Genomic DNA, 25,485 nt, shown 5'->3' with positions numbered 1-25,485 from the left:
CGGGTCACTCCGCTGCGAAAAAACCGGCTAGGCGCCGGAGGGGAAACGGCGCACCACCACGTCGGCGGTGCGCAGCTTGGGCACATGATGCACGCCCTGGTCGTCGCGCCAGTATTTGCAGTCGCCGTCCGGCTCCTGGTCATCCACCACCACCGTCTCGGCGGGGGCGCCCAGGGCCAGCACGAGCTGGATCTCGCAGTCCTGCGGCAGGTCCAGGGCCCGGGCCACCACGTCGCGGTTGACGGTGGCGATCATGCAACCGCCAAGGCCCAGCTCGGCGGCGCCCAGCAGGATGGTCTGGGCGGCGATGCCCACATCGGCGCGGGTCCAGGGGCCGGACTTGCCCACGCTCATCACGACCACGTAGGCCGCCGGGCGCTCGCCCTCGGCGGGGCCGGGCCAGTCCTTGAGATAGCCCGCCCAGCCCAGGGCCGGGAAGATCTCGGCGTTCTTGTCGCGCTCCGCCACCAGGGCATAGCGCAGGGGCTGCTGGTTCATGCCCGAGGCGCAGTGGCGCGTCAGACCCGCCAGCTCTTCCAGCACGGCCATGGGCACCTCGCGGGACTGGTCGAAGCGGCGGTAGCTGCGGTTGCGCTTGACGATATCGGCAAAAGGCATTGATTCCTCCTCGGGCCCGTGCGGGCCGGGGCGTTCCCTACCCCATTTCCGGGGCGGGGGCAAATCAGCGGGCCGCCAGCCAGGTGAGGGTGCCCGCCGGGTCCAGCCGGGCGGCGGGATACACGGCGCCGGCGGCCTCGCGGTCGGCCAGGATGGCGTCCAGCACGGCGCGCTTGGCCGGGCCCTGGATGAGCACCACCACGTTGCGGGCGGCGTTGATGAGCGGCAGGGTCATGGTCACGCGGGGCAGCTCGGGGTCGCCCGCAGGCTCCACGGCATGGATGAACTGCGTGCGGGCCGTCAGGGCCTGGCCGCCGGGAAACAGCGAGGCCACGTGCCCGTCGGCGCCCATGCCCAGCAGCACGCAGTCCAGGGCCTTGTCCTGGGGCTCGCCGGGGCAGTGGCGCAGGAAGAAATCGCGCACGGCGCGCTCGTACCCGGCGGCGTCGATGCCCGGGGAGAAGCCGCCGATGACCACGGGGTGGACGTTGGCCGCGGGCACGGGCACCCGGGAGAGCAGCGCCTCGCGGGCCATGCGCAGGTTGCTGTCCGGGTCGTCGGCGGGCACGGCGCGCTCGTCGGAGAAGAAGATGTGCGTGTGTTCCCAGGGCATGGCCGGGTCGGCGGCCAGCAGCTCGTAGGTTCGCCGGGGGGTGGCCCCGCCCGCCAGGGCCAGGCTGAAGAGCCCGCGCGCGGCCACGGCCTGCGCCGCCAGCGTGCCCACCAGGGCCGCCGCGTGGGCCGACAGGGCTTCCAGGTCGTCGAATTCAAGCAGATCCATGCGCGCATGCTCCTTTGGGGACAACGGGGGCGGGCTTTGGCGGGGCCCGCAACGGGCGAAACGGCCCACGCCCCGCAGTGCTGCACACTCTACCTCCGGCGACGGGAAAAGCAACCCCCGGCGGGCAGGCTTTTCCCGCCCGGGGCGGGCGCGGGGCCAGGGTCGCGGCCCGCACAGCCCCCCTGCCCCGGCGTAAGCGTCGGCGGGGCCCCCTCTCCCGGCGCAGCCCGGGCGCCCGGCGCGCGGGCAGCCGCCCCGGCCCCGCCCCCGGGCTTGACGCCGCGCCCCGCCCCGGGCAATGTAATCGATCACGCGCGGCCAGGATGCGACAACGCCCGGGCCGCCGCAGGAGCAGCCCCCGCAACATCACAGCAAGGAGCCCCGTCATGATCTTCGATGTCGAACTGGAAACCCTGCCCCGGGAGGAGCTGGAGGCGCTCCAGCTCAAGCGCCTGCAGTCGCTGGTTTCGCGCGTGTACCACAACGTGCGCTTCTACCGCCGCAAGTTCGACGAAGCGGGCATCACCCCCGCAGACATCAAGAGCCTGAAGGATCTTTCGCGCCTGCCCTTCACCATGAAACAGGACATGCGCGACCACTACCCCTTCGGCCTGTTCGCCGTGCCCAAGGACAACGTGGTGCGCATCCACGCCTCGTCGGGCACCACGGGCAAGTCCACCGTGGTCGGCTACACCAGGCGCGACGTGCGCAACTGGGCCCGGCTCATGGCCCGCAGCCTCATGGCCGCCGGGGCCACCTCGCTGGACACCGTGCACAACGCCTACGGCTACGGCCTGTTCACCGGGGGCCTGGGCGCGCACTACGGCGCCGAGGAGCTGGGCGCGACCATCGTGCCCATCTCCGGCGGCGGCACCAACCGTCAGGTGCAGCTGTTGCGCGACTTCGAGCCCACGGTAATCTGCTGCACGCCGTCGTACATGCTGGTGCTCATCGAGGCCGCCGAGCAGGCGGGCATCGACATCCGCAAACTGCCGCTGCGCATCGGCATCTTCGGCGCCGAGCCCTGGACCGACGAGATGCGCCGCGAGATCGAGGAGCGCGCCGGGCTCACGGCCATCGACATCTACGGCCTGTCGGAGATCATGGGCCCGGGCGTGGCCATCGGCTGCCACGAGGCCCAGTGCGGCCTGCACCTGTTCGAGGACCACTTCCTGCCCGAGATCATCGACCCCGAGACCGGCGAGCCCCTGCCCCCCGGCGCCACGGGCGAGCTGGTGCTGACGACCCTGACCAAGGAAGCCCAGCCGCTCATCCGCTACCGCACGCGCGACATCACCTCGCTGAACTATGTGCCCTGCAAGTGCGGGCGCACCCATGTGCGCATGCAGCGCGTCACGGGCCGCAGCGACGACATGCTCATCATCCGCGGCGTGAACGTGTTCCCCTCGCAGATCGAGTCCATCCTGCTGGAAACCGAGGGCACCGCGCCCCACTACCAGCTCATCGTGGACCGCACGGGCAACCTGGACACCCTGGAGGTGCGCGTGGAGGTCAACGAGAAGTTCTTCACCGACGAAATCAAGGGCCTGCAACGCATGGAAGGCAAGATCAAGAAGTCCATCAAGGAATTCCTGGGCGTGTCCACCAAGGTCACGCTGGTGGAGCCCAAGGGCATCGAGCGCAGCGTGGGCAAGGCCCAGCGCATCGTGGACCGGCGCAACAAGCAATAATCGTTTGACATGGCCCGGTTGCCACCCGGGCGGATATCCAGTACACCTGGGGCAATAGGCCCGGCCTTGGCCGGGCCCGCCCCTTCGCCACCGCAAGCAAGGAGACCGGCTCCCATGAAGTGCGAACAAATTTCCATTTTCCTGGAAAACCGTGCCGGGCGGCTCTCGGAAGTCACCCGCGTGCTGGCCGAGTCCCAGATCAACATCCGCGCCCTGTCCCTGGCGGACACGTCCGACTTCGGCATCCTGCGGCTCATCGTCTCGGACTTCGAGAAGGCCAAGCAGGTGCTCAAGGACAACGGCTTCACCGTGGGCCGCACCACCGTAGTCGCCGTGGAAGTGCCCGACCAGCCCGGCGGGCTGCACAACATCCTCGGCCTGCTCTCCGGCCAGGGCGTCAACGTGGAATACATGTACGCCTTCGTGCAGCAGAGCGGGAAGAACGCGGTGATGATCTTCCGCTTCGACCGCACGGATCAGGCCATCGAGATCCTGACCAAGGGCGGCCTGAAGATCATCCCCGGCGACGTGCTGTACACGATGTAGCGCCGCGACCCCGCAACGAGACACCCCGAAGCCGGGCCGCAAGGGCCCGGCTTTTCCTTGCCGCGCCCGGCCCGCCACGCCCCCGGAGGCCCGCCATGAACGCCAAGGAACGCGCCGGACTGCGCCGCCGCATGGAAGAGGAAATCACCACCCTGCGCGAGACCATCGCCGCCCTGGAAACCCAGGTCGATCCCGTGGCGCCCGACGCCGCCGTGGGGCGGCTCTCGCGCCTGGACACCATGCAGAGCCAGGCCATCGCGGGGGCCTCGCTGACCAACTCGCGCCGCCGCCTGCTGCGCCTGGAGCTGGCGGTCCGCCGGGTGGACGAGGCGGATTTCGGCCTGTGCGAGGACTGCGGCGAGCCCATCCCCGTGGCCCGGCTGCTGGCCATGCCCGAAAGCACGCTGTGCGTGCGCTGCGCGCAGTAGCCCGGGCCCGGAGCCGGGGCGCCAGGGCCGGGCAGCCGCCCGGGAGCGCCGGACGCCAGCACCCCGCAGGAAACCCCGCCCGGCACCGCCAGCGCCACAGCCGCCGACGCAACACGGGCGCGGCACCGGCGCCGCGCCCGCGAAATCCCGCAGCGCTGCATTTCCCCGTTGCAGAAGCCGCCGCAGTCATGTTTTAAAGGCAGACGATCGCCCACGGGCGCGCGCCCGTTCCACGCCACCCCCAACCCAAGGCAGGTCCACCATGCGCCTCCTGCTGGCCATATTCCTTCCCTTCGCGGTGTTCTTCACCATCGGCAGGCCCATCGCGGGCATCATCTGCCTGCTTTTGCAGATCACGCTGCTGGGCTGGATTCCGGCGGCCTTCTGGGCCGTCTACGCCCTGGGCGAATACAGGACGGACAAGAAGATCGAGCAGTTGCAGGGCGGCAGGCGGCCCTAGGGGCAGGGGCGCGCAAAGGCGCCCTTTCGCGGGCCGTTCGGAGCTGGCAGGCCACGCCACGCACCCGCGCCGCCACCCGGACCCCAGGGGCCAGGAGGCCTTCCATGCAGACGCCTACGGCAATCGGCACCCCGCCCTGGACGCGCGACGACCTGCTGGCCGAGCTGGACGCCTTCGCCGCGCTCTATGCCCGCCGCCCGGTCCGCGACAACCAGGGCGGCATGAAGGCCCCGCACATGTTCGCGACCTGGTGCATGGTCCGCAGGCTGGCGCCGGACCTGATCATCGAGAGCGGAGTCTGGCGCGGCCAGGGCACTTGGCTGCTGGAGCAGGCCTGTCCCGGGGCGCGCCTGGTCTGCATCGACGTGAACCTGCGCAACCGCGCCTACATCTCCCCCCGGGCCACCTACTCCGACCAGGATTTCGCCACCCAGCACTGGCCCCAGGCCACCGCCCGCTCCCTGGTCTTCTTCGACGACCACCAGGACGCCGTGGCGCGGCTGGACCAGTGCCGCCGGGCAGGGCTGCGGCACCTGATCTTCGAGGACAACTACCCCCCCGGCCAGGGCGACTGCCGCAGCCTGAAGCAGGCCTTCGCCCAGGGCGGCGCGGCGGCGGAAGCCCTGGCCGGGCAGTTCGACATCTACGCCGAATTCCCCCCGGTCTTCCAGACCGCCGCCACGCGCTGGAACACCCCCTGGCCCCCCACCCCAGCCCCCCTGCTCACCACGCCAGGCACCCCCGCCCAGCAGGTTTTCCTGGACGAGGCGCAGTCGTATACGTGGATCTGCTACGCGCGGTTGCGGTGAGGGGGCGGCGAGGGAACGGTTGCCATAAGCCAACGGGGCAAGGACGACACTGCGGCGCCCAAGGGGCTACACGGCGGGCTGGCGCCGCTGCCCCGGCAGTGCCGGAGCGGGTGCAGGCGAAAGCCCCGAAAGGCTAGGGTCGCCCCACAAAGAGAATGGGCCCCGGATACTCGCGCAGGGCGCTGTCGGACGTGAGCAGGTGGATGCCCTCGGCCTTGGCCTGGGCCAGGAGCATCCTGTCGAAGGGGTCCTTGTGGAGCGGCGGCAGGTCGGCGACCGCCAGGGCGTGCAGGCTGGTGATGGGCAATTCCTGATACCCGCTGTCCAGGAGCCCGCGCCTGAGCACTTCGGGTTCGACCCTGAAATCGCTCCTGCCCAGCCCCTTCTTTATGCCGATTTCCCAGATGCTGGCCGGGCTGAAATACAGCGTGTTGCCGCCGTCCACCACCAGCGCCTCGGCCTGGGGCGGCAACGTCCCCGCCGCCGCCCACAGCAGCATGTGCGTATCCAGGAGCAGCTTCATTCCGCCCCCTCGAACAGGCCCCGAATTTCCTCGCCGCCCATGGAATCGAAGTCGTCCGGCACCTCCACCCGCCCCTTGAGAAACCCGACCCGCCGGGCCGGGTCCGGCGGCGGCGCATAAGCGCTCACCGTCACCATAGGCTTGCCGGACTTGGCAATAACAAACGCCTCCCCGCCAACCGCCTTCTCGATCAGCCTGGAGAGATTCGTCTTGGCTTCATGGATATTGACCTGCTGCATGGGGAGCCTCCCGGAGTGGACTAAGTCCAGGACTAAGTTTATTCATGGGGGCACGTTTGTCAAGACAGGGATATGAGCAGCCGAGAGAGTTCGCCCACACAACTACAAGAATACGAACTATGAGAACACCCTTCTTGACCTAAAAGCATCTGGAGTTTTACTTAAAATGTAATTCCTGTCCCACCACCTCTTTGTAAGCCGGGGAAAAGGAATATTCCCAATTGAATTAAATGGCTCTATGTCTTCAGGGTATGAATCAAGCCGTGATTTTATAGCCGAATAACCAGAAATAGAGGTCATGTATTCCTTCTCCCAAATTTCTGATAAATGCCCGCCTGCAGGGACTTCAAGAAGGCCCATCCTGGCAAGAGACCATACAAACCCATTCAAATTATTTGACAATTCCATGCAAGCCACATCTCCATTCATCCCAACACAATTCCACCCCAAAAGCCAATAGGGGAACACCTCTTCTTTCTCTTGATAAATATATACAATGAAACATGTAACAGCCTCGGCAAAAGCAGCAGGACCAACTTCCTCAAGATCTCTATATATTGAATGATCTCTCCTTTTTGGATGCGTAATCTCTCCTCTCAAGACGTTACAACTATCTATTGTAGACATATACATATCTGGGATATGCACTTCTCTACCACATATAACCGATGGCCATTTCATTTTTTTTACATTAAAACTCGTTTTCCTTAGATGCTTAAATATTTCGTCCTCACTAGTTAGTTCATTTTCCATTACATTTCGCATCATTTTATTAAGAAATGACTCAATAACACCAATACCAAAATACAAGCACCCCATTAAATGGTGATGCCTAGAAAAATCATCACAAGATTCTGTTGAAAGGATACTCTCCTTAATCATTGAGGCATGATGACTCCACACGGGGTCAACATTCCACATCCATACTTCTCCAAGACCAGACATCAGCAGCTCCGGATAAGAGGTCATCACTCAATGTAATATGTAATAAAAAAGACACCATGAACAACACTTTCTGATAACAACTCATTACCCACTCAATAATTCACCCCCGCCCCCACGGACACACCGACACGCAAACGCCGCAAAGCAGCCCCGCGACGTGCGGCAATCCCCCGAAAACATCCCTGACCTGGGTGACGCATTTTGCGAAGTCCAGGGCTTCGTCGCGGGTGGAAAAGTGGGTGGTGGTGTTTGCGCCGCGGATGGCTCCGGCGGGGCAGGCGTCGCGGCATTTGGTGCAGCGGCCGCAGCGGTTCTTGAGCGGGGCGTCGGGACGCAGGGGGGCGTCGGTGAGCACTGTGGTCAGGCGCAGGCGCGGGCCGTGGTCGGGGCTGACCACCAGCAGGCTCTTGCCCTGCCAGCCGACCCCGGCGGCGATGGCCACGGCCTTGTGCGAGAGGTAGGAGGTCCAGCGTTCGGAGTCGAGAATCTGGCTGGCCGGGATGGGCAGGGCCTGCGCGCCGCCGGACTGGAGCAGGTTCGTCACGCGCACGGCGATGTCGTCCAGCACGGCGTTGACCCGCGTATAATGCGACGAATACAGCGGCGTGGGCCGGTCCACAATGGCGTCGAGCATGGGGTCGGACAGGCGCACGGCGATGCTCACCGCGCGCGGGAAGGCCGCCAGCAGGTCGGCGGGCTCCGTTTCCAGCCCTGCCAGCCGCGCCGTGTCGGCCACACGCAGCACCGTGGTGCCCCAGCCCCGGGCGGCCTCCCGCAACTCCGGCGCGTCCACCGGCTCCCTGTGCGCCTTGCGGCCCATGTCGTCCTCCCCGCGCCTTGCGGCGGTTGTGGCCGTTCCATGCCCTGGCAGCAGCGCCCTGCCCCGCGCGGACGGCGGCGGGCGCCGCGCCCAGCATAGCTGCCTCGCGCCCCAGGCGCAACCGCACGCGCGGCGCATCCTCGTCGATCACGCAGCCGCAGGCCCGGCTGACCGGGCGCAACGCATACGCGCGGCGCCTCCCCGGGCCACGCGCCGTTGTCGGCAGCGCCCATGAAAACCCACCGCCGCGCGTGCCCCCCCGCCAGGCGCACCCTGCCCGCCCCGGGCGCGCGCCATCCGGCGCCCCGGAGCCTGAAATCCCCGCCGCCCGCAGGGCCCGCCCCTGGCTGTCTGTTGAAAAAGCTGCCCGCCCCCCCGGCCAGGGGCACCGCTCCGCGCGGCACAGCGCACCCCACGCGAACGGCACGGCATATTCCCCTCCCCCAACCGCACAACAGCCATGCACCGCCAGACGCAAAAAAAATCCAAGCCCGACGCGCAACAAGGCAGCGCGCGGGCTTGGACTTTTTGAGCAACGCGGCAACTCGCCGTTTGCGCGCCCCTAGAACATGTCCTGCATGGAGTACAGCTGCCCGGCCCCACGGCCCGCCATCCACTTGGCGGCGCGCAGGCTGCCCCGGGCGAAGTTCTCGCGCGAATGGGCCTGATGCGTGACCTCGATGCGCTCGCCGGGGCCCATGAAGTACACGGTGTGCACGCCGACCACGTCGCCGCCGCGAATGGTCTGCACGCCGATTTCCTTCTTGGGCCGCGCGCCGATGATACCCTCGCGGCAGTAGGCGCCGACCTCGGCCAGGTCCCAGTCCCGCGCCCCGGCCAGGCATTCGGCGAGCTTGAGCGCCGTGCCGCTGGGGGCGTCCTTCTTCTGGTTGTGGTGCAGCTCGACCATTTCGATGTCGTAGCTCTCGCCCAGGGCGCGCGTCAGCTCGGGCAGCACCTTGAGCAGCACGTTCACGCCCACGCTCATGTTCGGCGACCAGAACACCGGACCCTGTGCGGCCACGGCGCGCAGCTCGGCCTGCTCCTCGGCGGACAGGCCCGTGGTGCCGATGACGATGGGGTTGCCGTGCCGGGCGCAGGTCCGCGCGTTGGCCAGGCTGACCTGCGGCGCGGTGAAGTCGATGACCACGGCCCCGGGGAACTCGGGCAGCATGGCCGCCAGCTCCGTACCGCACAGGCAGCCGTAGACGTCCAGCCCGTCCTCGCAGCCCTCGCGCTCCACGACGCCCACCAGGGTCAGCTCCGGGTCGGCGCGCACCAGCCCGGCAATGGTCGAGCCCATGCGCCCCTTGGCGCCCATGACAATGATCGAAATGCTCATGCCCTCGCTCCTTTCACGGTTGATTTTCTAGGAAATATCCAGCAAAGACCCCTGCGCGGCGCCCGGGCCGCCCGCCCCGCCCGGCGCCTGCGCCCCGCGCCCTTCCAGCAGGGCCAGGAAGCCCGCGTAGTCCGTCACGGCGACGCCCAGGGTCTGGGCCTTGTCCAGCTTGCTGCCCGCCTTCTCCCCGGCCACCAGCCAGTCCACCTTCTTCGATATGGCGCTGACCACGCGCGCCCCGGCGGCCTCGGCCAGGGCCTGGGCCTGCCCGCGCGCCACGGGCAGCGCCCCGGTGAACAGCAGCGTGCGCCCCGCCAGGGGCTGGCTGGCCGGGTCGGCCTCGGGCCGGGGCGCGGCCACGGGCCACAGCCCGGCCTCGCGCAGCCGCCCCAGCAGGCGCTGGTTGTTCTCGTTGCGGAAAAAGGCGCGGATGGCCCCGGCCACCTCGGGGCCGATGTCGTCCAGGGCGGTCAGGTCCTCCACCGTGGCCCGGCCCAGGGCGTCCAGGTCCGTGAAGGCCGCCGCCAGGGTCCGCGCCGTGCGCTCGCCCACATGGCGGATGCCCAGGGCGGCGATGAGCGCCTCCAGGCTCGCGGCCTCGCGCGCGCGCGCAATGGCCGCCACCACGTTCTCGGCGGATTTGACGCCCATGCGCTCCATCTGCGCCAGCACGCCCGGGCGCAGGGCGAACAGGTCCGCCGGGGACTGGACCATGCCCTGGGCCACCAGCTGCTCCACCAGCTTGCGGCCCACGCCCTGGATGTCCAGCCCGGCCTTGGACACGAAATGCACGATGCCCTGGCGCAAAACGGCCGGGCAGGACACGTTGACGCAGCGCCAGGCGACCTCGCCTTCCAGGCGGACCACCGCGCTCCGGCACACCGGGCACTCCCGGGGGAAGACGAATTCCCGCTCCGCCCCCGTGCGCGCCTCGACCACCGGGCCGACGACCTCGGGGATCACGTCGCCCGCGCGCTGCACCAGCACCGTATCGCCCACCAGCACGCCCTTGGCGCGGATTTCGTCCTCGTTGTGCAGGGTCGCGCGCGCCACCGTGACCCCGCCCACGCTCACCGGCCGCAGGTACGCCACGGGCGTGAGCACCCCGGTGCGGCCCACCTGGATCTCGATGGTTTCGAGCACCGTGCGCGCCTGGCGCGGGGGGAACTTGAGGGCCAGGGCCCAGCGCGGGGCCCGCGCCGTGAAGCCCAGGGCCTGTTGCAGGGCCAGGTCGTCCACCTTGGCCACCAGCCCGTCGATCTCGAAGGGCAGCTCGTCGCGCGCGGCGGCCATTTCCTCGTAGCGCGCGGCCACAGCCTCGGGGCTCTCGCAGCGCCCGGCCCGGGGCGGCACGCCCAGGCCCAGGCGCTCCAGCTCGGCCATGGCCTCGCCCTGGGTGGCCCAGCGTTCAAAGGCCGAGCGCGCGCCCCCGGCCCAGCGCGCCAGGCCCACGCCATAGGCCAGAAAGCGCAGGGGCCGCGCGGCGGTGATCCGCGAATCGAGCTGGCGCAGCGACCCGGCGGCGGCGTTGCGCGGGTTGGCGAAGACCTTGCCGCCCTCCTCCTCCTGGGCCTGGTTCAGGGCGTGGAAGTCGGCCTTGGCGATGACCACCTCGCCGCGCACTTCCAGCAGCTCCGGCGGCGCCTCGCCCGGGGCCGTGCGCAGGGTCAGGGGCAGGTTGCGCACGGTGCGCATGTTGGCCGTAACCACCTCGCCGGTCTCGCCGTCGCCACGGGTCAGCGCCGCCGTGAGGGCGCCGTTTTCGTAGATGACCTCCACGGCCAGCCCGTCCATCTTGGGGTCGGCCCAGAAGGCCAGTTCGGCGTCGGGCTCCAGGCGGCGCAGGCGCTCCACCCAGGCCTGCCAGTCGTCCAGGGAAAAGCCGTTGTCCAGGCTGAACATGCCCAGGGAGTGCGCGCGCTTCTCGAAGCCCTCGCGCGGGGCGCCACCCACGCGCCGGGTGGGCGAGTTGGGGTCGTCCAGTTCGGGGTGCTCGCGCTCCAGGGCCTGCAACTCGCGCAGCAGCGCGTCGTACTGGGCGTCGGTGATCTCCGGGTCGTCCAGCACATAGTAGCGGTGGTTGTGGTATTCCAGCAGGCCGCGCAGCTCCGCCACACGGGCGGCGGGGCCGGGGGCCCCGGGGGCGTCGGAAGCGTCGGTCATGGGCGGATCGTCCTCGTCTGGCCGGGCGCGGCGGGGCTACCGGGGCGGGGCGTAGCGCCGCCGCGCCGCCAGGGTCTCGCTGCGCGCCAGGGGTTTGTCGCGGCGCTCGGCGGTGTCGGGGGCCAGGTAATACAGGCCGAGCACCTCGGGCAGCAACAGGAAATTCTCGGTCCGCGCCACGCGCAGCCAGAACTCGTAGTCTCCGGCCACCTGGAAATCGCGGTCGAACCAGCCGTGGCGCGCGTGCAGGCTGGCGCGCCACATGGGCTGCGGCCCGACGTAGTTGTAGGTGAACAGGGCCTTGCGGTCAAAGGCGGGCCAGTCCGTGCGCCCGATGGGCGTGGCTTCGTCGAACCGCTGGTTGGGCGTGGCGGTGATGAGCGAGTTGGCGTAGACCAGGGCCGCATCGGGGTGGGCGTCCAGGGCGGCGGCCATGCGCTCCAGGGCGTCGGGCCGGTGGCGGTCGTCGGCGTTGGCGTTGGTCAGGTAGCGGCCCCGGGCGGCCTTGCAGCCCCGGGTCCAGGCGGCGTAGATGCTCTCGCGGGCCTGGGTGCGAACCACCGAAACGTTCCCGTGCTCCTCGCGGCAGGCGTCGATGATGGCCGCCTCGCCCTGCTGCGTGCCGGAAATGACGGCCACGATTTCCAGGCGCGGGCCCAGGGTCTGTTCCAGCAGGTCGTCCAGGCAGCCCTGGATGAAGCGCTCGCAGTTGTAGACCGAGACGATGGCCGAGACCACCGGCTCCGCCCCGGGCGCGAACTGCGCCAGCTCCACGGTCGCCTGCTCCGTCATGCCCTGCCCGTCCGCCCCGCCCGCGCGGCTAGCTGGTGATATCCCACAGCCCTTGCAGGCCCTCGTCGCCGCCGACCACCAGCAGCATGTCGCCCGCCTGCATCACCGTCTGGGCCGGGGGGTTGAAAAGCATCTGGCCGTCCGGGCGCTTGATGGCGATGACGATGACGTTGAAGCGGTGGCGGATCTTGGAGTCGATGAGGTTCAGGCCCGCCAGTTCCGAGCGGTCGGAGATGGCCAGTTCCTCCATGGCCAGGTCCAGCCCGTTGTCCGAGCCCGTCAGCTCCAGGAAGCTCGTCACCGTGGGCCGGATCACGGACTGGGCCATGCGCACGCCACCCAGGGTGTGCGGCAGCATGACGCGGTCGGCCCCGGCGCGCTCCAGGCGGTGGATGTGCGACTCCTCGTTGGCCCGGGCCACGATGTGCAGATCGGGGTTCATCTGCCGCGCGGTGAGCGTGACGTAGACGTTGGCCGCCTCGGAGGACAGGGCCGCGATGAGCGATTTGGCGCGCTCGATGCCCGCGCGGCGCAGCATCTCGTCGTCGGTGGCGTCGCCGTGGACGAAGAGCACGTCGTCGTCCTCCATCTTGCGGGCCAGGGCGTCGTCCTTCTCCACACAGACCACGGGCAGCCCCTCGCGCACGATCTCGCGCACGGCGATGGAGCCGATGCGGCCATAGCCGCAGACGATGGTATGGCGGTGCAGTTTGTCGATGGAGCGTTGCAATCTGTGCCTCCCCCAGACGGTCTGGATGCGCCCCTCCACGAGAATCTGCGTGAAGGAGCCGATGAGAAACGCGAAGTTGCCCACCCCGAGCAGGATGAGCACGCTGGTCAGCACCATGCCCTGGTCGGACAGGGGCCGGACCTCCTCGAAGCCCACGGTGGCCAGGGTGATGAGCACCATGTAGAAGCTTTCGAGGTAGCTCCAGCCCTCCACGACCATGTAGCCGTAGACGCCGCCGAAGAAGAGCACCAGCAGGGAAAACAGCCCCGTGACCAGCGGCCACAGGGCGCCGTAGCGGCGCTGGAGCCGCAGGATCCGTGAGGCGACTCCCCCGGGTCTGTTGCGGCGGATGGCGGCGCGTTGGCGGGCGGCGGGCCTTGCGGCGGAAGGCTTCGGCATCACAGTGCCCTCATGAGTTCCCGCAGCTCGCCGATGCGATCGCGCAGGCGGGCGGCGGTTTCGAATTCCAGCTCGCGGGCGGCGGCGCGCATGTCGCGCTCCAGGCGCTTGATTTCCGCGGCCAGGGCCTTGGCGTCGCCGGGGGCCGCCGGGGCGGCCTTGGCGGCCTGCTGCTCCTGCTGGCTGGCGTACAGCGATTCCAGGATGTTTTCCAGGTCCTTGTGGATGGTGCGCGGGGTGATGCCGTGCTCCTGGTTGAACTGCGCCTGCACCGCGCGGCGCCGGGCGGTCTCGTCCATGGCTTCGCGCATGGAGCGGGTCACGCTGTCGGCGTAGAGGATGACCCGGCCCCTGGTGTTGCGCGCAGCGCGCCCGAAAGTCTGCACCAGCGAGCGCGTGCTGCGCAAAAAGCCTTCCTTGTCCGCGTCCAGAATGGCCACCAGGGTCACTTCGGGGATGTCCAGCCCCTCGCGCAGCAGGTTGATGCCCACCAGCACGTCGAAGGCGCCCTGGCGCAGGGCCTGGATGATGGCCACGCGTTCCAGGGTGTCGATGTCCGAATGCAGGTAGCGCGTGGCCACGCCCATTTTCTGGAGATATTCCGTGAGGTCCTCGGCCATGCGCTTGGTCAGGGTGGTGACCAGCACGCGCTCGCCCGCGTCGCGCCGGGCGCGGCACTCGGCCATCAGGTCGTCCACCTGGCCGCGCGTGGGGCGCACCTCCACCTCGGGGTCCACCAGCCCGGTGGGGCGGATGATCTGCTCCACCACCAGCCCCTGGGCGCGCTCCAGCTCCCAGGGCCCCGGGGTGGCCGAAACGTAGACCGTCTGGTGCTGGCGGGCCAGGAACTCCTCGAAGGTCAGGGGCCGGTTGTCCAGGGCCGAGGGCAGGCGGAAGCCGAAGTCCACCAGGGTCGTCTTGCGCGAGCGGTCGCCGTTGGACATGCCCCCGATCTGCGGCACGGCCACGTGGGATTCGTCGATGAACATCAGCGCGTCGTCGGGCAGGTAGTCCAGCAGCGTATGCGGCGGCTCGCCGGGGGCGCGCCCGTCCAGGAAGCGCGAATAGTTCTCGATGCCGTTGCAGTAGCCCAGCTCGTCGATCATCTCCAGGTCGAGCTGGGTGCGCTGGTCCAGGCGCTGGGCCTCCACGAGCATGTTGCGCTCCTGGAACCAGACCAGGCGTTCACGCAATTCGTCGCGGATATCGCCCATGGCGCGCTTGAGGTTGGCGCGGTCGGACACGTAGTGGCTGGCGGGGAAGATCAGCGTCTTGGGCACCGCGCCGAGGATTTCGCCGGTCACGGGGTCGGTCTCGGTGACGCGGTCGATCTCGTCACCGAAGAACTCGATGCGCAGGGCCTTCTGGCTGCTGTAGGCGGGCAAAAGCTCCAGCACGTCGCCCCGGATGCGGAAGGTGCCGCGGTGGAAGTCGTAGTCGTTGCGCTCGTAGTGGATTTCCACCAGCCGGTCCACCAGCCGGTCGCGCGACATGCGCTGGCCGGGCTCCAGGGGCACGACCATGCGCGAGTAGTATTCCGGCGAGCCCAGGCCGTAGATGCACGACACCGAGGCCACGATGAGCACGTCACGCCGGGTCAAGAGCGCGTGGGTGGCGCTGTGGCGCAGCTTCTCGATCTCGTCGTTGATGGACGAGTCCTTCTCGATGTAGAGGTCGGAGTGCGGCAGGTAGGCTTCGGGCTGGTAGTAGTCGTAATAGCTGACGAAATATTCCACGGCGTTGTCGGGGAACAGCTGGCGGAACTCATTGAAAAGCTGGGCGGCCAGGGTCTTGTTGGGCGCCAGGACCAGGGCCGGGCGCTGCACGGCCTCCACCACCTTGGCCATGGTGAAGGTCTTGCCCGAGCCAGTGACGCCCAGCAGCACCTGGTCGTGCACGCCCTGGCCGAGGTTGGTCACCAGCTCTTCGATGGCCCGGGGCTGGTCGCCGCAGGGCGCAAAGGGGCTCTGGATGCGGAAGGGAATGTCGTGGGAGACGTTGTCGCGCGCGGGCATGGGGCCGAACATACGCCGCCCGGGGCCGGAGGTAAACCGTTTCCCCGGGCCCGGGGCGCCCGGGGAGGCCTGCAAGGCGCGCAGCAGGATTTCCTCTTGACGGACGCTTTGATATCAAACTATCATGGGAACATGATCCATCCCACAGTCGTGAGCATGGTCGCGGCCATCCGGCGCCGGGCCAACGAATACATGCTCAGGCAACTGTCCGACCTGGGGCTGGAGGGGCTCGGGCCCTCCCACGCGGGCATCCTGGGCCGCCTGTTCCAGAACGGCGACATGGCCATGGCCGAGATCGCCGCCGCCATCCGGCGCGACAAATCCACCGTCACCACCCTGGTGCGCAAGCTCGAAGCCCTGGGCTACGTATCGCGGCGCAAGGCGCCGGGCGACGCGCGCAAGACGCTCATCTCCCTGACCCCCAAGGGCCGCGCCCTGCGCCCGGCCTACGAACGCATCTCCCGCGAGCTGACCGAGCTGGCCCTGGAGGGCTTCTCCAGCGAGGAGCGCAAGGCGCTCATGGGCCTGCTGGGCCGGGTGCGCGCCAATCTGAGCCTGCGTTGAGGCCCGCCCCGGGGCTTCACAGCGGCGCCGTTGTGGCGTAAGCAAGGGGCACTTCCGGGCCGTGCCGGGCGCCGCGCGCCCCCGCCCCGCCACCTGCGACCCCCGAGGTGCCGACATGCAGATCCACAGCGTTGCCTCCGAACGCCCCCTGCCCGCCGACCGGGCCTACGTGATGACCATGACCATCAAGACCTTCAAGGGCCGCCGCAACGTGAAGGTCCACCTCTTCCGCCCCGGCGCCGGCGAGGCCGAATACGCGGCCTACGCCTGGAACAACCTGCTGGGCGACGCCATCGAGCCCGGCCAGGACGACCCCGAGGGCAGCAAGCGCGTGCTGCTGGAGGCCTTCACCAAGGCCGAGCGCGACCAGGTGCTGGCCTACATCCAGGAGCGCTACGCCGACCGCGTGTCCGAGGCCACCGCGCGACCCATGAGCTTCCCCATCCCCAAGGGCCTGACCCCGCTCTCGGCCATCCCCGAGGGCAAGAGCATCGGCCTGGTCCGCTTCTCCGACCTGCCCAACTACCCCCTGCCCTTCCCCATGCACGGCCTCTACGACCTCTCCCAGCACGAACCGCTGCTGGAAGAGGGGTAGCGCGGGCGCCGCAACGTCAGCCCCGGGAGGGCCCCAGTGCGAATCGAATCCATCCGCCTGAAGAACTTCAAGGTCTTCAAGGATGTTCTCATTGAGGACGTTCCCCGTTTCTGCGTCTTCGTCGGCGCCAACGGCTCGGGGAAAACCACCCTGTTCGACGTGTTCGGGTTCCTGCACGACGCCCTCAAGGGCAACGTCAGGCAGGCGCTGAGCGCCCGGGGGCGCTTCAAGGAAGTGCTGAGCCGGGATGCCGAGGACCAGACCATCCTCATCGAGATCAAGTACCGCATGGACATCCTGGGCGTGGACCGGCTCGTCACCTACTCCCTGGAAATCGGTGAGACGGACGGAACCCCCGTCGTCACGCGGGAAATCCTGCGCTACAAGCGGGGACGCCACGGCGCCCCGTTCCACTTCCTCGACTTTGCCAAGGGCTCCGGATTCGTCATCAAGAACGCAGAGGACTTCAGCAAGCCCGACGAAGAACTCGATCGCGAATACCAGGATCTGGACTCCCCGGACATCCTGGCCATCAAGGGCCTGGGGCAGTTCGAGCGCTTCAAGGCGGCCAACGCCCTACGCCGCCTCATCGAGGCTTGGCACGTCTCCAACTTCCACATCAACCTGGCCCGGGGCCGCAAGGAAGCCGTTGGGGAAACCGAGCACCTCTCCGCCAGCGGCGACAACCTGCCACGCGTGGCCCAATATATCTATGAGCAGCACCGGGAAGTATTCGACGACATCCTGGCGCGCATGGCGCGCAGGGTTCCGGGGGTGGAGGCCGTCGAACCCCTGCTCATGGACGACGGCTACCTGACGCTCAAATTCCGGGACGGCTCCTTCAAGACACCCTTCCTGGACCGCTACGTCTCCGACGGCACCATCAAGATGTTCGCCTATCTCGTGCTGCTGCGCGACCCCAAGCCGCACCCGTTGCTGTGCGTCGAAGAACCGGAAAACCAGCTCTACCCGACCCTCATGTCCGAACTGGCCGAGGAATTCAGGCTCTACGCCAATGCTGGCGGGCAGGTCATGGTGTCCACCCATTCCCCGGACTTCCTCAATGCCTGCGAACTGGAGGAGGTCTTCTGGCTCGTCAAGGAGAACGGCTACACCACCGTGCGCCGAGCCAAAGACGACCCGCAGATCGCCGACTACATGGCTCTGGGCGACAAGATGGGCTACCTCTGGAAGCAGGGTTTCTTCCTTGGGGCGGACCCGCAATGAGGGAACTGGTCTTCCTGCTGGAGGAGGAGTCCGCGGCAGCCATGCTCCGGGGGCTCCTGCCCCGGCTTCTGCCAGCCGACGTGACCCCGCGGTTCGTCGTCTTCGACGGAAAGCAGGACCTGGAAAAACAACTGCACCGCAGGCTTCAGGGCTACCGCAACCCCGAGGCTCGGTTCCTGGTCATGCGCGACCAAGACGCCCATCCGGACTGCATGGCCCTCAAGGCGGGCCTGCTGGAACTGGTCGAGCGATCCGGGCGCCGGGAGACCACCCTCGTCCGCATCGCCTGCCGCGAACTGGAAAGCTTCTACCTCGCCGACCTACGAGCCGTGGAGCAGGGTTTGGGGGTCAGGAACCTCAGCAAAGAGCAAGAGAAAAAGAAATTCCGCGCTCCCGACGCCACGGGCTCGCCTTCGAAAGAACTCCAGGCCCTGACCCGCGGCGCCTACCAGAAGAAAAGCGGCTCCCGGGCCATAGGGCCGCACCTGGACCTCGAAAACACACGTTCTGCCAGCTTCCGGAACCTCGTCATCGCAATCCGCCGCCTCGCGTCCTAGTAGCCCCCCTCGCCGCCCCAGCCCTCACCCCAGCGGGTCGAACCCTTCGGGCAGGGTCCAGGCGTCGGGGGCGGGGCGGGTTGTGCGCAGGGTGGCGAGGTGGGCCAGGAAGCGGGGGCGGGGCATCTCGTAGGCGCCGAAGCGCAGCATGTGGCGGGTGGTCTGCTGGCAGTCGATGAGGCCGTAGCCCCAGCGGGCCAGCAGGCGCGCCAGGACCGCGAAGGCGGCCTTGGAGGCGTCGGGCGCGGTGTGGAACATGGATTCGCCGAAGAACATCCGGCCCAGGGCCACGCCGTAGACGCCGCCCGCCAGGGTACCGTCGGCGGCCCAGGCCTCGGCGCTGTGGGCCAGGCCCATGGCGTGCAGGCGCGTGTAGGCCTCGATCATCTCGGGCACCAGCCAGGTGCCCTGGCCCTCGGGGCGCGGGACGCTGGCGCAGGCGTGGATGACGCGGGAAAAGGCCCGGTCCAGGGTCACGGCGTAGGTCCGCCGCCGCAGGGTGCGGCGCAGGGAGCGCGGCACGTGCAGCGCCTGGGGCGGCAGCACGCAGCGCGGGTCCGGCGACCACCACAGGATGGGGTCGCCAGGGCCGTACCAGGGGAAGATGCCCAGGGCGTAGGCCCGCACCAGGCGCTCGGGGGCCAGGTCGCCGCCGAAGGCCAGCAGGCCGTCGGCCCCGGCGCGCGCCGGGTCCGGGAACCAGTCCGCCCCCGGGGGAATGAAGTCGATGGTCACGGCGCGCCCCCCGGCGGCCCCGGGGTCCGCATGGAGCACGCCCGGGCGCCGCAAGGCGATGCAGCGTCCCCGCCACGCCCGGCCAGGGCCCCGGGCGCGCCACAGGCGCGCGCCCGCTCCCGGCCCGGCCCGTGGCTCTCGGGCCGCCGCGCGCCCGCTCCGTCCGCCGCAGGCCGCGCAAACACCCCGACGCCCCGCGCCTAGCCGGGCAGGCGGAAGCGCAGTGCGCCGCCGTCCGCCGCCGCGCCCCGTCGCGGGGCCTCCACCACGGCCTCGCCGCCCGAGCGCAGGGCGCCGAAGAGCACCTCGTCGGCCAGGGGGTCTTCCACTTCCTTCTGGATCAGCCGCCCCAGGGGCCGCGCGCCGAACTGGCTGTCGTAGCCCTGGCGCGCCAGCCAGGCCCGGGCGCCCGCCGTGAGGCGGATATGCACGCGCCGCTCGGCCATGCGCTGGTTCAGCTCGGCCATGAACTTGTCCACCACGCGTTCCATGACCTCCGGCGTCAGGTTGCGGAAGGGCACCACGGCGTCCAGGCGGTTGCGGAACTCGGGGGAGAAGATCTTCTCCACGGCCTTGAGGCTCAGGTCGCTGCGGTCCTCCCCGGCCTGGGCGCCGAAGCCCATGGTCTTGCCGCTCATCTCCCAGGCCCCCGCGTTGGAGGTCATGAGCACGATGACGTGGGAGAAGTCGGCCTTGCGCCCGTTGTTGTCGGTGAGCGTGGCGTAGTCCATCACCTGGAGCAGGATGTTGAACACGTCGGGGTGGGCCTTCTCGATTTCGTCGAGCAGCAAAACGGTGTGCGGGTTCTTGCGCACGGCGTCGGTGAGCAGGCCGCCCTGGTCGAAGCCCACGTAGCCCGGGGGCGCGCCGATGAGCCGCGACACTGCGTGCTTCTCCATGTACTCGCTCATGTCGAAGCGCAGGAAGTTGACCCCCAGGCAGGCGGCGAGCTGGCGGGCCAGCTCGGTCTTGCCCACGCCCGTGGGGCCCACGAGCAGGAAGCTGCCCACGGGCCGCCCCACGGGGCGCATGCCCGCGCGCGAGCGCTTGATGGACCGCGCCAGGGCGGTCACGGCCTCGTCCTGCCCGAAGACCACGGCCTTCAGGTCGGCGTCCAGGTTGCGCAGGCGTTCGCGGTCCGAGGTGGAGATGCGCTCGGAGGGGATGCGCGCCATGCGCGCGATGACCTCCTCGATGTCCTCGGGGCGGATGGCGTCGCCCTTGCGGCGCCGGGCCCGCAGGGTGTAGGCCGCGCCCGCCTCGTCGATGACGTCGATGGCCTTGTCGGGCAGGTAGCGGTCGGCCAGGTGGCGGTCCGACAGCTCGGCGGCGGCCCGCAGGGCGCCCATGGTGTAGTGCACGCCGTGGTGTTCCTCGTAGTAGGGCCGCAGGCCCTTCAAGATCTCCACCGTATCGGCCACGCCGGGCTCGGCCACGTCGATCTTCTGGAAGCGGCGCGACAGGGCGCGGTCCTTCTCGAAGTGGTTCTTGTATTCCTCGTAGGTCGTGGAGCCGATGCAGCGCAGCTTGCCCGAGGCCAGCACGGGCTTCAAGATGTTCGAGGCGTCCATGGTGCCGCCGGTGGTGGCCCCGGCGCCGACCATGGTGTGGATCTCGTCGGCGAAGAGGATGGAGCCCGGGATGGCCAGCAGTTCCTTGATGACGCCCTTGAGCCGGGCCTCGAAGTCGCCGCGGTACTTGGTGCCCGCCAGCAGGGAGCCCATGTCCAGGGAGAAGACGCGGGTGTCCTTGAAACTTTCGGGCACGTCGCCCTGGTGGATGCGCAGGGCCAGGCCCTCGGCCAGGGCGGTCTTGCCCACGCCGGGGTCGCCCACGAAGAGCGGGTTGTTCTTGCGCCGGCGCGAAAGCACCTGCACCGTGCGGCGGATTTCCGCCTCGCGGCCGATGAGCGGGTCGATCTCGCCGCGCTGGGCGCGGGCGGAGAGGTCCACGGTGAACTGGTCGAGCATGGACCCGCCCTCGGGGGCCTCGGCGGCCTTGCCCGGGCCGGGCTGGCCCGGCAGGGGCGCGCCGGAGGGCCGCTCCCAGCCCGGGCCGGGGCCCGGGGCCCCACCCGCGCCGTGGGCGATGTATTCCAGGATGTCCAGGCGCGACACGCCGTGGGACTTCAGGAAATACACGGCGTAGGAGTCGTCCTCCTCGAACAGCGCGGCCAGCACGTCGCCCACGCGCACCTCGTCGCGCCCGGCGGACTGGATCTGCAAGATGGCCCGCTGGAGCACGCGCTGCACGCCCAGGGTCTGCACCACGTCCACGGCGGCGTCTTCGGGCAGGGTTTCCATGTGGTCGATGAAGAACCGCTCCAGCTGATGCTTCAGGCGGATGACGTTGACCCCGCAATTGACGAGGATGTCGCGCCCGCTCTCCTCCAGGAGCACCGCATAGAGCAGGTGTTCCAGGGTCAGGTATTCATGGCTGCGGCGCTTCACTTCCTTGACGGCGGAACTGAGCACTGTCTCAAGCTGCTTGGAGAGCATTTACACCTCTTCCATGGTACATTTCAGGGGGAAGCCCTCGCGGGCCGCGCGCTGGCGCACAACGGCCACCTTGGTTTCCGCCACCTCGACGGTGTAGACGCCGCATACGCCGATCCCGTCGTTGTGGACCCTGAGCATGATTTCCGTGGCCTCGGCCTCGGTCTTGCGGAACACGTCGCGCAGGATATGCACGACGAATTCCATGGTCGTGTAGTCGTCGTTGTGCAGAAGCACCTTGCATTTCCTGGGCTCGCGGACCTCGTCGTCCAGATACACCCCGGGCTCGCCGGGCCGCGAAAACGGCGTCGTCACGTCGTGGCCTCCCTCGGGTCCGCGCCCGGGGCCGCCAGGGCTCCGGGCGTCGAAGACACCTCTGCGTTGATATACAATTACGAGAAAACCGCCCCGGGGTAAAGGGGCTCGGGTCCGGCACAAGAGTTAAGGCTTGTGCGGGTCTTGTCCAGCGGGCGGGTCGCCGGGCTCCCCGGGCCCGAAGACGAAGCTGTCGTCGGCGGACAGGCCGTGGGCGGCGCGGTGGGCGCGGTTGAGTTCGTGGTAGCTGGCGGCGGAGGTGGGCAGGCCGTCCAGGCCCAGGGCCGTGGCCGTGGCGGCGATGGCCTGCGGCGGGCCCTCGATCTCCACGAACGCCCCGAAGGGCAGACGGTCCAGGCAGATGTGGCAGTCGCCCAGGGTCCACTGCTGGCGCAGCTTCTCGTACACGCAGGCCACCTCCAGCCCCAGGGCGGCCAGGGCGGTGCGCAGGGGCCCCAGGTCGGCGACCTCGGTCTCGTGCTCGCGCAGGGCCTTGAGCCCCGCCGGGGCCCCGGCCCCGGGCGGCAGCTTCACGGTCAGCAGGTTGCGCCCGTCTTCGCGCAGGCGTATGAGTATCCCGCGCGCGCGCAGGCTGCGCTCGGGGTCGTCGTAGACCTCGTTGCGCTCCCGGCGGCCGGGCTGCGGGCGCGCCCCGGCCTCGCGCAGCCTGCGGGCCACGGCGTCCAGATCGGCGCCCAGGTACTTGAGCTCGGTTTCCAGCGGCATGTGTGCGCTCCTTGCGGCCCGCCGCGCGGGCTCCCGCCGAAAGTATACCGCCCGCCGCGAAACCGCAAACGCCCCCGGAGGGCCCACGTCGTGGAAAAACTCGTCCTGCTCGGCCTGGCCGGGGCCCTGGGCGCCCTGTCGCGCTACGGGCTGGCCGGGCTGGTGCAGCGCCTGGCCGGAGGCTCGTTCCCGGCGGGCACCTTCGTGGTCAACATGGTCGGCTGCCTGCTCTTCGGGCTGGTCTGGGGCCTCGCGGAAGACCGCGCGGGCCTCGGGCCCCAGGCCCGGGCCGTGGTGCTCACGGGCTTTCTGGGCGCCTTCACCACCTTTTCCACCTTCATGTTCGAAAGCGCGGCGCTGCTGCGCTCCAGCCAATGGGCCTACGCCCTGCTGAACATCGGCGGGCAGAACCTCATCGGCCTGGCCTGCCTGCTGGCCGGGCTGGCCCTGGCCCGGCTGGTGCCGTAGGCTGCGCAAGGAGAACGCCATGAAACTGCCCACCCAGGCCGAGCGCCTGCGCATCTACACCGGCGAGAGCGACACGGCGAACGGCCGCCCGCTGCACGAGATCATCGTCGAGGAGGCCCGCCGGGCCGGGCTGGCCGGGGCCACGGTGCTGCGCGGGGTGTCGGGTTTTGGCGCCAACAGCCGGGTGCATACGGCAAAAATCCTGCGCCTGTCCGAAGACCTGCCCATGGTCACGGAAATCGTGGACGCCCCGGAGAAGATCGACGCTTTCCTGCCGCTGCTGGACGGGCTGATCCGCGAGGGGCTCGTGGTGCGCGAGCAGGTGCAGGTGCTGGTGTACCGCCACAACAACGGCAGGAAATAGGCCCGCCGGGCCTGGCTGACTGTTGAAAAAATCCTTTTTCCGGGCCGTTCAAAAAAGCTGAGAGACAAGACACGCAAAAAATCCAACCCTCGCGTATCAGGGCATATGCGAGGGTTGGATTTTTGCGCAATGCGGCAGGCCGCCAGTGCGGGGCGGCCCGCTAGCTGGCCGCGCGGCGCACCACCTCGGGGGCGATGCGCTCCAGGGGCAGGATCTTGTCCACCCCGCCCGCCTTCACGGCCTCGCCGGGCATGCCGTAGACCACGCAGGTGGCCTCGTCCTGGGCCAGGGTCTGGGCTCCGGCGTCCTTCATCTCCTTCATGCCCGCCGCGCCGTCGTCGCCCATGCCGGTCATGATCACGCCGATGACGTTGGGCCCCGCGTAGCGCGCGGCGGAGCGGAAGAGCACGTCCACGCTGGGGCGGTGGCGGCGCACCAGCGGCCCGTCCTTGAGCTCCACGTAGTAGCGCGCCCCGCTGCGCTTGAGCAGCATGTGCCGGTTGCCCGGGGCGATGAGCGCCTGACCGCGCAACACGGTGTCGTTGTCCGCCGCCTCCTTGACGGTGATGCGGCAGATGCCGTCCAGGCGCTTGGCGAAGGCGGCGGTGAACATCTCGGGCATGTGCTGGACGATGACGATGCCCGGGCAGTCCATGGGCATGGCCTCCAGGAACTCGCGCAGGGCCTCGGTGCCGCCCGTGGAGGCACCCACGGCCACCACCTTCTCGGTGGTTTGCAGGGTCATGGGCCGGGGGGCCGGGCCGGAGAGCACCGCGTCCGCCGAGAGCTTGGGTTGCACGGTCATGCGCGGGGCCGCGAGCTTGCGCAGGTTGGCCCGGGCGGCGGCCTTCACGGCGTCGGTGATGCGGATGCGCGACTCTTCCAGGAACTGGCGCGTGCCCAGGCGCGGCTTCTGGATGATGTCCACGGCGCCGTATTCCAGGGCGCGCAGCAGGGTCTCGGTGCCCTGCTCGGTCAGGGTCGAGCACATGACCACCGGGATGGGGTGCTGGGTCATGATCTTGCGCAGGAAGGTCAGCCCGTCCATGCGCGGCATTTCCACGTCCAGGGTGATGACGTCGGGCGTGACCTGCTCCATGCGCTTGGCGGCGGCGAAGGGGTCGCCCGCCGTGCCCACCACCTCGATATCCGGGTCCGCCCCCAGGATTTCGGCCATGGTGCTGCGCACCACGGCGGAATCGTCCACCACGAGCACCTTGATCTTGTCGGCCATGCTGCTCCTCCGCGCCTAGGGTTTGCGGTAGATGGTGGGCGCGGCCTGGGCCAGGGGCAGGGCCATGCCCGCCAGGCTTTCGGAATGCCCGATGAACAGGTGCCCGCCGGAGCGCAGGTTGCGGCAGAAGCGCGAGAGCAGGTCGTGCTGGGTGGGCTTGTCGAAGTAGATGATGACGTTGCGGCAGAAGATGATGTCGTGCGGCTCGCGGAAGCCGAACTCCTCCATGAAGTTCAGCCAGCGGAACTCCACACAGCGGCGCACCTCGGGCACCAGGCGCACGAGCCTGCGCGTGCGGTCCTTGCTGCGCAGGAAATACTTGCGCATGAGCGCCTCGGGCACGCCCCGGGCCTGGTCCTCGGTGTACACGGCGCCGTGGGCCTTTTGCAGCACCTGGCGCGAGATGTCCGTGGCCACGATCTCGAAGCGGAAATCGGGCCGCTCCTCGCGGAACTCGCACAGCACCATGGCCAGGGTGTAGGGCTCGGCGCCGATGGAGCAGCCCGCGCTCCACACGCGCAGCGGCCTGCCCCGGTGCCGGGCGTGCCACTCGGGCAGCACCCGCGTGCGCAGGAACTCGAAATGCCTGGGCTCGCGGAAGAAATCCGTGGTGTTGGTGGTCACCTGGTCGATGAGGTGCCCCAGCTCGGACTCCAGCCCCTGGGGGCTGAACAGGAACTCGCTGTACTGGGCGTAGTCGGCAAAGCCCAGGGCCCGCAGGCGCTTGTGCAGCCGGGCTTCGAGCATGACCTTCTTGGTGGGCGGCAGCTTGATGCCGCACTCCTTGCCGATGAATTCGGCAAAGCGCTGGAAGTCCTTGTCGGACATGGCCCGGGGCCTGCCCGGGGCCTCGGGCGCCTCGCGGTGCGTGGCCGCGCCGCCGCGCGCGGCCCCTTCCCCCGCC

At 68.9% G+C, this 25,485-nt stretch carries 28 protein-coding genes; 11 read left to right on the top strand and 17 right to left on the bottom strand.

Annotation, left to right across the window (positions count from 1 at the left end; all coding sequences use genetic code 11):
- Positions 1-27: 27 nt before the first annotated feature.
- Together G495_RS0106235 and pgl are read right to left on the bottom strand one after the other, a co-directional pair.
- On the bottom strand, positions 28-618 hold the full coding sequence (locus G495_RS0106235) for a nitroreductase family protein (RefSeq protein WP_028587102.1): 591 nt from the start codon (positions 616-618) through the stop codon (positions 28-30).
- A gap of 64 nt (positions 619-682) precedes the next feature.
- On the bottom strand, positions 683-1,399 hold the full coding sequence (pgl, locus tag G495_RS0106230) for a 6-phosphogluconolactonase (protein WP_028587101.1): 717 nt from the start codon (positions 1,397-1,399) through the stop codon (positions 683-685).
- A 386-nt stretch (positions 1,400-1,785) separates the two neighbouring features.
- Here pgl and G495_RS0106225 point away from each other — a divergent pair, with 386 nt between their 5' ends.
- The 5 genes from G495_RS0106225 (at position 1,786) to G495_RS20265 (ending at position 5,333) form a co-directional block, all read left to right on the top strand.
- Positions 1,786-3,090, top strand: coding sequence for a phenylacetate--CoA ligase family protein (locus G495_RS0106225; protein ID WP_028587100.1), 1,305 nt, complete (start codon positions 1,786-1,788; stop codon positions 3,088-3,090).
- A 114-nt stretch (positions 3,091-3,204) separates the two neighbouring features.
- Positions 3,205-3,636 carry an ACT domain-containing protein gene (locus tag G495_RS0106220; RefSeq protein WP_028587099.1) on the top strand — a complete coding sequence of 144 codons (432 nt, stop codon included), beginning with the start codon at positions 3,205-3,207 and terminating at the stop codon, positions 3,634-3,636.
- Positions 3,637-3,731: 95 nt separating this feature from the next.
- Positions 3,732-4,064, top strand: a complete 333-nt coding sequence (locus tag G495_RS0106215) for a TraR/DksA family transcriptional regulator (protein WP_028587098.1) — start codon at positions 3,732-3,734, stop codon at positions 4,062-4,064.
- A gap of 262 nt (positions 4,065-4,326) precedes the next feature.
- Positions 4,327-4,524, top strand: a complete 198-nt coding sequence (locus tag G495_RS0106210) for a YqaE/Pmp3 family membrane protein (RefSeq protein ID WP_028587097.1) — start codon at positions 4,327-4,329, stop codon at positions 4,522-4,524.
- Between the two features lie 104 nt (positions 4,525-4,628).
- Positions 4,629-5,333, top strand: coding sequence for a hypothetical protein (locus tag G495_RS20265; RefSeq protein ID WP_028587096.1), 705 nt, complete (start codon positions 4,629-4,631; stop codon positions 5,331-5,333).
- 133 nt (positions 5,334-5,466) lie between these two features.
- Here G495_RS20265 and G495_RS0106200 read toward each other — a convergent pair whose 3' ends face one another.
- The 9 genes from G495_RS0106200 to uvrB form a co-directional block, all read right to left on the bottom strand.
- Positions 5,467-5,856 (bottom strand): type II toxin-antitoxin system VapC family toxin, encoded by a 390-nt coding sequence (locus G495_RS0106200; protein ID WP_028587095.1) that lies wholly within the window; start codon positions 5,854-5,856, stop codon positions 5,467-5,469.
- Positions 5,853-6,095, bottom strand: a complete 243-nt coding sequence (locus tag G495_RS0106195) for a type II toxin-antitoxin system Phd/YefM family antitoxin (RefSeq protein ID WP_028587094.1) — start codon at positions 6,093-6,095, stop codon at positions 5,853-5,855. Before G495_RS0106195 ends, G495_RS0106200 begins: the two co-directional genes overlap by 4 nt.
- Positions 6,096-6,212: 117 nt before the next feature.
- Entirely contained in the window at positions 6,213-7,040 is an 828-nt protein-coding gene (locus tag G495_RS21640) for a hypothetical protein (RefSeq protein ID WP_156939598.1), read from the bottom strand.
- A 100-nt stretch (positions 7,041-7,140) separates the two neighbouring features.
- On the bottom strand, positions 7,141-7,860 hold the full coding sequence (locus G495_RS0106190; RefSeq protein WP_051445123.1) for a 4Fe-4S double cluster binding domain-containing protein: 720 nt from the start codon (positions 7,858-7,860) through the stop codon (positions 7,141-7,143).
- Between the two features lie 562 nt (positions 7,861-8,422).
- Positions 8,423-9,202, bottom strand: coding sequence for a 4-hydroxy-tetrahydrodipicolinate reductase (dapB, locus tag G495_RS0106185; RefSeq protein ID WP_028587092.1), 780 nt, complete (start codon positions 9,200-9,202; stop codon positions 8,423-8,425).
- Between the two features lie 27 nt (positions 9,203-9,229).
- A complete protein-coding gene (ligA, locus tag G495_RS17915) occupies positions 9,230-11,365 on the bottom strand; it encodes an NAD-dependent DNA ligase LigA (protein ID WP_051445122.1) in 2,136 nt (711 codons plus the stop codon).
- A gap of 36 nt (positions 11,366-11,401) precedes the next feature.
- Complete coding sequence (locus G495_RS0106175; protein ID WP_051445121.1) at positions 11,402-12,157, bottom strand: glycosyltransferase; 756 nt, start codon at positions 12,155-12,157, stop codon at positions 11,402-11,404.
- A 28-nt stretch (positions 12,158-12,185) separates the two neighbouring features.
- Positions 12,186-13,286, bottom strand: a complete 1,101-nt coding sequence (locus G495_RS0106170) for a potassium channel family protein (protein ID WP_084457933.1) — start codon at positions 13,284-13,286, stop codon at positions 12,186-12,188.
- Positions 13,286-15,301, bottom strand: coding sequence for an excinuclease ABC subunit UvrB (gene uvrB, locus G495_RS0106165; RefSeq protein WP_035251227.1), 2,016 nt, complete (start codon positions 15,299-15,301; stop codon positions 13,286-13,288). The genes G495_RS0106170 and uvrB overlap by 1 nt, the downstream gene beginning before the upstream one ends.
- A 132-nt stretch (positions 15,302-15,433) precedes the next feature.
- Between uvrB and G495_RS0106160 the strand changes: the two genes are divergently transcribed.
- From G495_RS0106160 to G495_RS0106145, 4 genes are all read left to right on the top strand, one after another.
- Entirely contained in the window at positions 15,434-15,865 is a 432-nt protein-coding gene (locus G495_RS0106160) for a MarR family winged helix-turn-helix transcriptional regulator (RefSeq protein WP_028587088.1), read from the top strand.
- Between the two features lie 115 nt (positions 15,866-15,980).
- Complete coding sequence (locus G495_RS0106155; protein WP_028587087.1) at positions 15,981-16,460, top strand: hypothetical protein; 480 nt, start codon at positions 15,981-15,983, stop codon at positions 16,458-16,460.
- A gap of 36 nt (positions 16,461-16,496) precedes the next feature.
- A complete protein-coding gene (locus G495_RS0106150; RefSeq protein WP_028587086.1) occupies positions 16,497-17,687 on the top strand; it encodes an AAA family ATPase in 1,191 nt (396 codons plus the stop codon).
- Positions 17,684-18,244 carry a DUF4276 family protein gene (locus G495_RS0106145; RefSeq protein ID WP_028587085.1) on the top strand — a complete coding sequence of 187 codons (561 nt, stop codon included), beginning with the start codon at positions 17,684-17,686 and terminating at the stop codon, positions 18,242-18,244. Before G495_RS0106150 ends, G495_RS0106145 begins: the two co-directional genes overlap by 4 nt.
- A 24-nt stretch (positions 18,245-18,268) precedes the next feature.
- Here G495_RS0106145 and aat read toward each other — a convergent pair whose 3' ends face one another.
- The 4 genes from aat to G495_RS17910 all read right to left on the bottom strand — a co-directional run bounded on the left by aat (position 18,269) and on the right by G495_RS17910 (position 22,515).
- Positions 18,269-18,979 carry a leucyl/phenylalanyl-tRNA--protein transferase gene (aat, locus tag G495_RS0106140; RefSeq protein ID WP_035251225.1) on the bottom strand — a complete coding sequence of 237 codons (711 nt, stop codon included), beginning with the start codon at positions 18,977-18,979 and terminating at the stop codon, positions 18,269-18,271.
- Between the two features lie 200 nt (positions 18,980-19,179).
- On the bottom strand, positions 19,180-21,477 hold the full coding sequence (gene clpA / locus G495_RS0106135) for an ATP-dependent Clp protease ATP-binding subunit ClpA (RefSeq protein ID WP_028587083.1): 2,298 nt from the start codon (positions 21,475-21,477) through the stop codon (positions 19,180-19,182).
- Positions 21,478-21,789 (bottom strand): ATP-dependent Clp protease adaptor ClpS, encoded by a 312-nt coding sequence (locus tag G495_RS0106130; RefSeq protein WP_028587082.1) that lies wholly within the window; start codon positions 21,787-21,789, stop codon positions 21,478-21,480.
- Positions 21,790-21,915: 126 nt separating this feature from the next.
- Positions 21,916-22,515 (bottom strand): class IV adenylate cyclase, encoded by a 600-nt coding sequence (locus G495_RS17910; RefSeq protein WP_051445120.1) that lies wholly within the window; start codon positions 22,513-22,515, stop codon positions 21,916-21,918.
- A gap of 90 nt (positions 22,516-22,605) precedes the next feature.
- Here G495_RS17910 and crcB point away from each other — a divergent pair, with 90 nt between their 5' ends.
- Complete coding sequence (crcB, locus tag G495_RS0106120; protein WP_028587081.1) at positions 22,606-22,983, top strand: fluoride efflux transporter CrcB; 378 nt, start codon at positions 22,606-22,608, stop codon at positions 22,981-22,983.
- A gap of 19 nt (positions 22,984-23,002) precedes the next feature.
- The gene (locus G495_RS0106115; RefSeq protein WP_028587080.1) at positions 23,003-23,347 is read left to right on the top strand and encodes a DUF190 domain-containing protein; all 345 of its coding nucleotides are present in this window, start codon (positions 23,003-23,005) and stop codon (positions 23,345-23,347) included.
- Positions 23,348-23,507: 160 nt separating this feature from the next.
- Here G495_RS0106115 and G495_RS0106110 read toward each other — a convergent pair whose 3' ends face one another.
- Together G495_RS0106110 and G495_RS17905 are read right to left on the bottom strand one after the other, a co-directional pair.
- On the bottom strand, positions 23,508-24,581 hold the full coding sequence (locus tag G495_RS0106110; RefSeq protein WP_028587079.1) for a protein-glutamate methylesterase/protein-glutamine glutaminase: 1,074 nt from the start codon (positions 24,579-24,581) through the stop codon (positions 23,508-23,510).
- A 15-nt stretch (positions 24,582-24,596) separates the two neighbouring features.
- Positions 24,597-25,409, bottom strand: coding sequence for a CheR family methyltransferase (locus G495_RS17905; RefSeq protein ID WP_051445152.1), 813 nt, complete (start codon positions 25,407-25,409; stop codon positions 24,597-24,599).
- Positions 25,410-25,485 lie beyond the last annotated feature (76 nt).

The organism is Desulfocurvus vexinensis DSM 17965, from assembly GCF_000519125.1.
In the GTDB taxonomy this organism is placed as follows: domain Bacteria; phylum Desulfobacterota; class Desulfovibrionia; order Desulfovibrionales; family Desulfovibrionaceae; genus Desulfocurvus; species Desulfocurvus vexinensis.
The sequence above is the reverse complement of the archived record's forward strand: the minus strand, read 5'-3'. Positions and strand labels throughout refer to the sequence as shown.

Coding starts and splice junctions, on each gene's coding strand:
- G495_RS0106145 (WP_028587085.1), top strand. CDS start 17,684: ATGAGGGAACTGGTCTTCCTGCTGGAGGAGGAGTCCGCGGCAGCCATG.
- G495_RS17905 (WP_051445152.1), bottom strand. CDS start 25,409: ATGTCCGACAAGGACTTCCAGCGCTTTGCCGAATTCATCGGCAAGGAG.
- G495_RS0106210 (WP_028587097.1), top strand. CDS start 4,327: ATGCGCCTCCTGCTGGCCATATTCCTTCCCTTCGCGGTGTTCTTCACC.
- G495_RS0106190 (WP_051445123.1), bottom strand. CDS start 7,860: ATGGGCCGCAAGGCGCACAGGGAGCCGGTGGACGCGCCGGAGTTGCGG.
- G495_RS0106160 (WP_028587088.1), top strand. CDS start 15,434: ATGATCCATCCCACAGTCGTGAGCATGGTCGCGGCCATCCGGCGCCGG.
- G495_RS0106175 (WP_051445121.1), bottom strand. CDS start 12,157: ATGACGGAGCAGGCGACCGTGGAGCTGGCGCAGTTCGCGCCCGGGGCG.
- clpA (WP_028587083.1), bottom strand. CDS start 21,477: ATGCTCTCCAAGCAGCTTGAGACAGTGCTCAGTTCCGCCGTCAAGGAA.
- G495_RS0106215 (WP_028587098.1), top strand. CDS start 3,732: ATGAACGCCAAGGAACGCGCCGGACTGCGCCGCCGCATGGAAGAGGAA.
- G495_RS0106195 (WP_028587094.1), bottom strand. CDS start 6,095: ATGCAGCAGGTCAATATCCATGAAGCCAAGACGAATCTCTCCAGGCTG.
- G495_RS0106170 (WP_084457933.1), bottom strand. CDS start 13,286: ATGCCGAAGCCTTCCGCCGCAAGGCCCGCCGCCCGCCAACGCGCCGCC.
- G495_RS0106235 (WP_028587102.1), bottom strand. CDS start 618: ATGCCTTTTGCCGATATCGTCAAGCGCAACCGCAGCTACCGCCGCTTC.
- G495_RS0106155 (WP_028587087.1), top strand. CDS start 15,981: ATGCAGATCCACAGCGTTGCCTCCGAACGCCCCCTGCCCGCCGACCGG.
- pgl (WP_028587101.1), bottom strand. CDS start 1,399: ATGGATCTGCTTGAATTCGACGACCTGGAAGCCCTGTCGGCCCACGCG.
- G495_RS0106220 (WP_028587099.1), top strand. CDS start 3,205: ATGAAGTGCGAACAAATTTCCATTTTCCTGGAAAACCGTGCCGGGCGG.
- G495_RS0106115 (WP_028587080.1), top strand. CDS start 23,003: ATGAAACTGCCCACCCAGGCCGAGCGCCTGCGCATCTACACCGGCGAG.
- G495_RS0106225 (WP_028587100.1), top strand. CDS start 1,786: ATGATCTTCGATGTCGAACTGGAAACCCTGCCCCGGGAGGAGCTGGAG.
- ligA (WP_051445122.1), bottom strand. CDS start 11,365: ATGACCGACGCTTCCGACGCCCCCGGGGCCCCCGGCCCCGCCGCCCGT.
- G495_RS21640 (WP_156939598.1), bottom strand. CDS start 7,040: ATGTCTGGTCTTGGAGAAGTATGGATGTGGAATGTTGACCCCGTGTGG.
- G495_RS0106110 (WP_028587079.1), bottom strand. CDS start 24,581: ATGGCCGACAAGATCAAGGTGCTCGTGGTGGACGATTCCGCCGTGGTG.
- dapB (WP_028587092.1), bottom strand. CDS start 9,202: ATGAGCATTTCGATCATTGTCATGGGCGCCAAGGGGCGCATGGGCTCG.
- G495_RS17910 (WP_051445120.1), bottom strand. CDS start 22,515: ATGCCGCTGGAAACCGAGCTCAAGTACCTGGGCGCCGATCTGGACGCC.
- uvrB (WP_035251227.1), bottom strand. CDS start 15,301: ATGCCCGCGCGCGACAACGTCTCCCACGACATTCCCTTCCGCATCCAG.
- G495_RS0106200 (WP_028587095.1), bottom strand. CDS start 5,856: ATGAAGCTGCTCCTGGATACGCACATGCTGCTGTGGGCGGCGGCGGGG.
- G495_RS20265 (WP_028587096.1), top strand. CDS start 4,629: ATGCAGACGCCTACGGCAATCGGCACCCCGCCCTGGACGCGCGACGAC.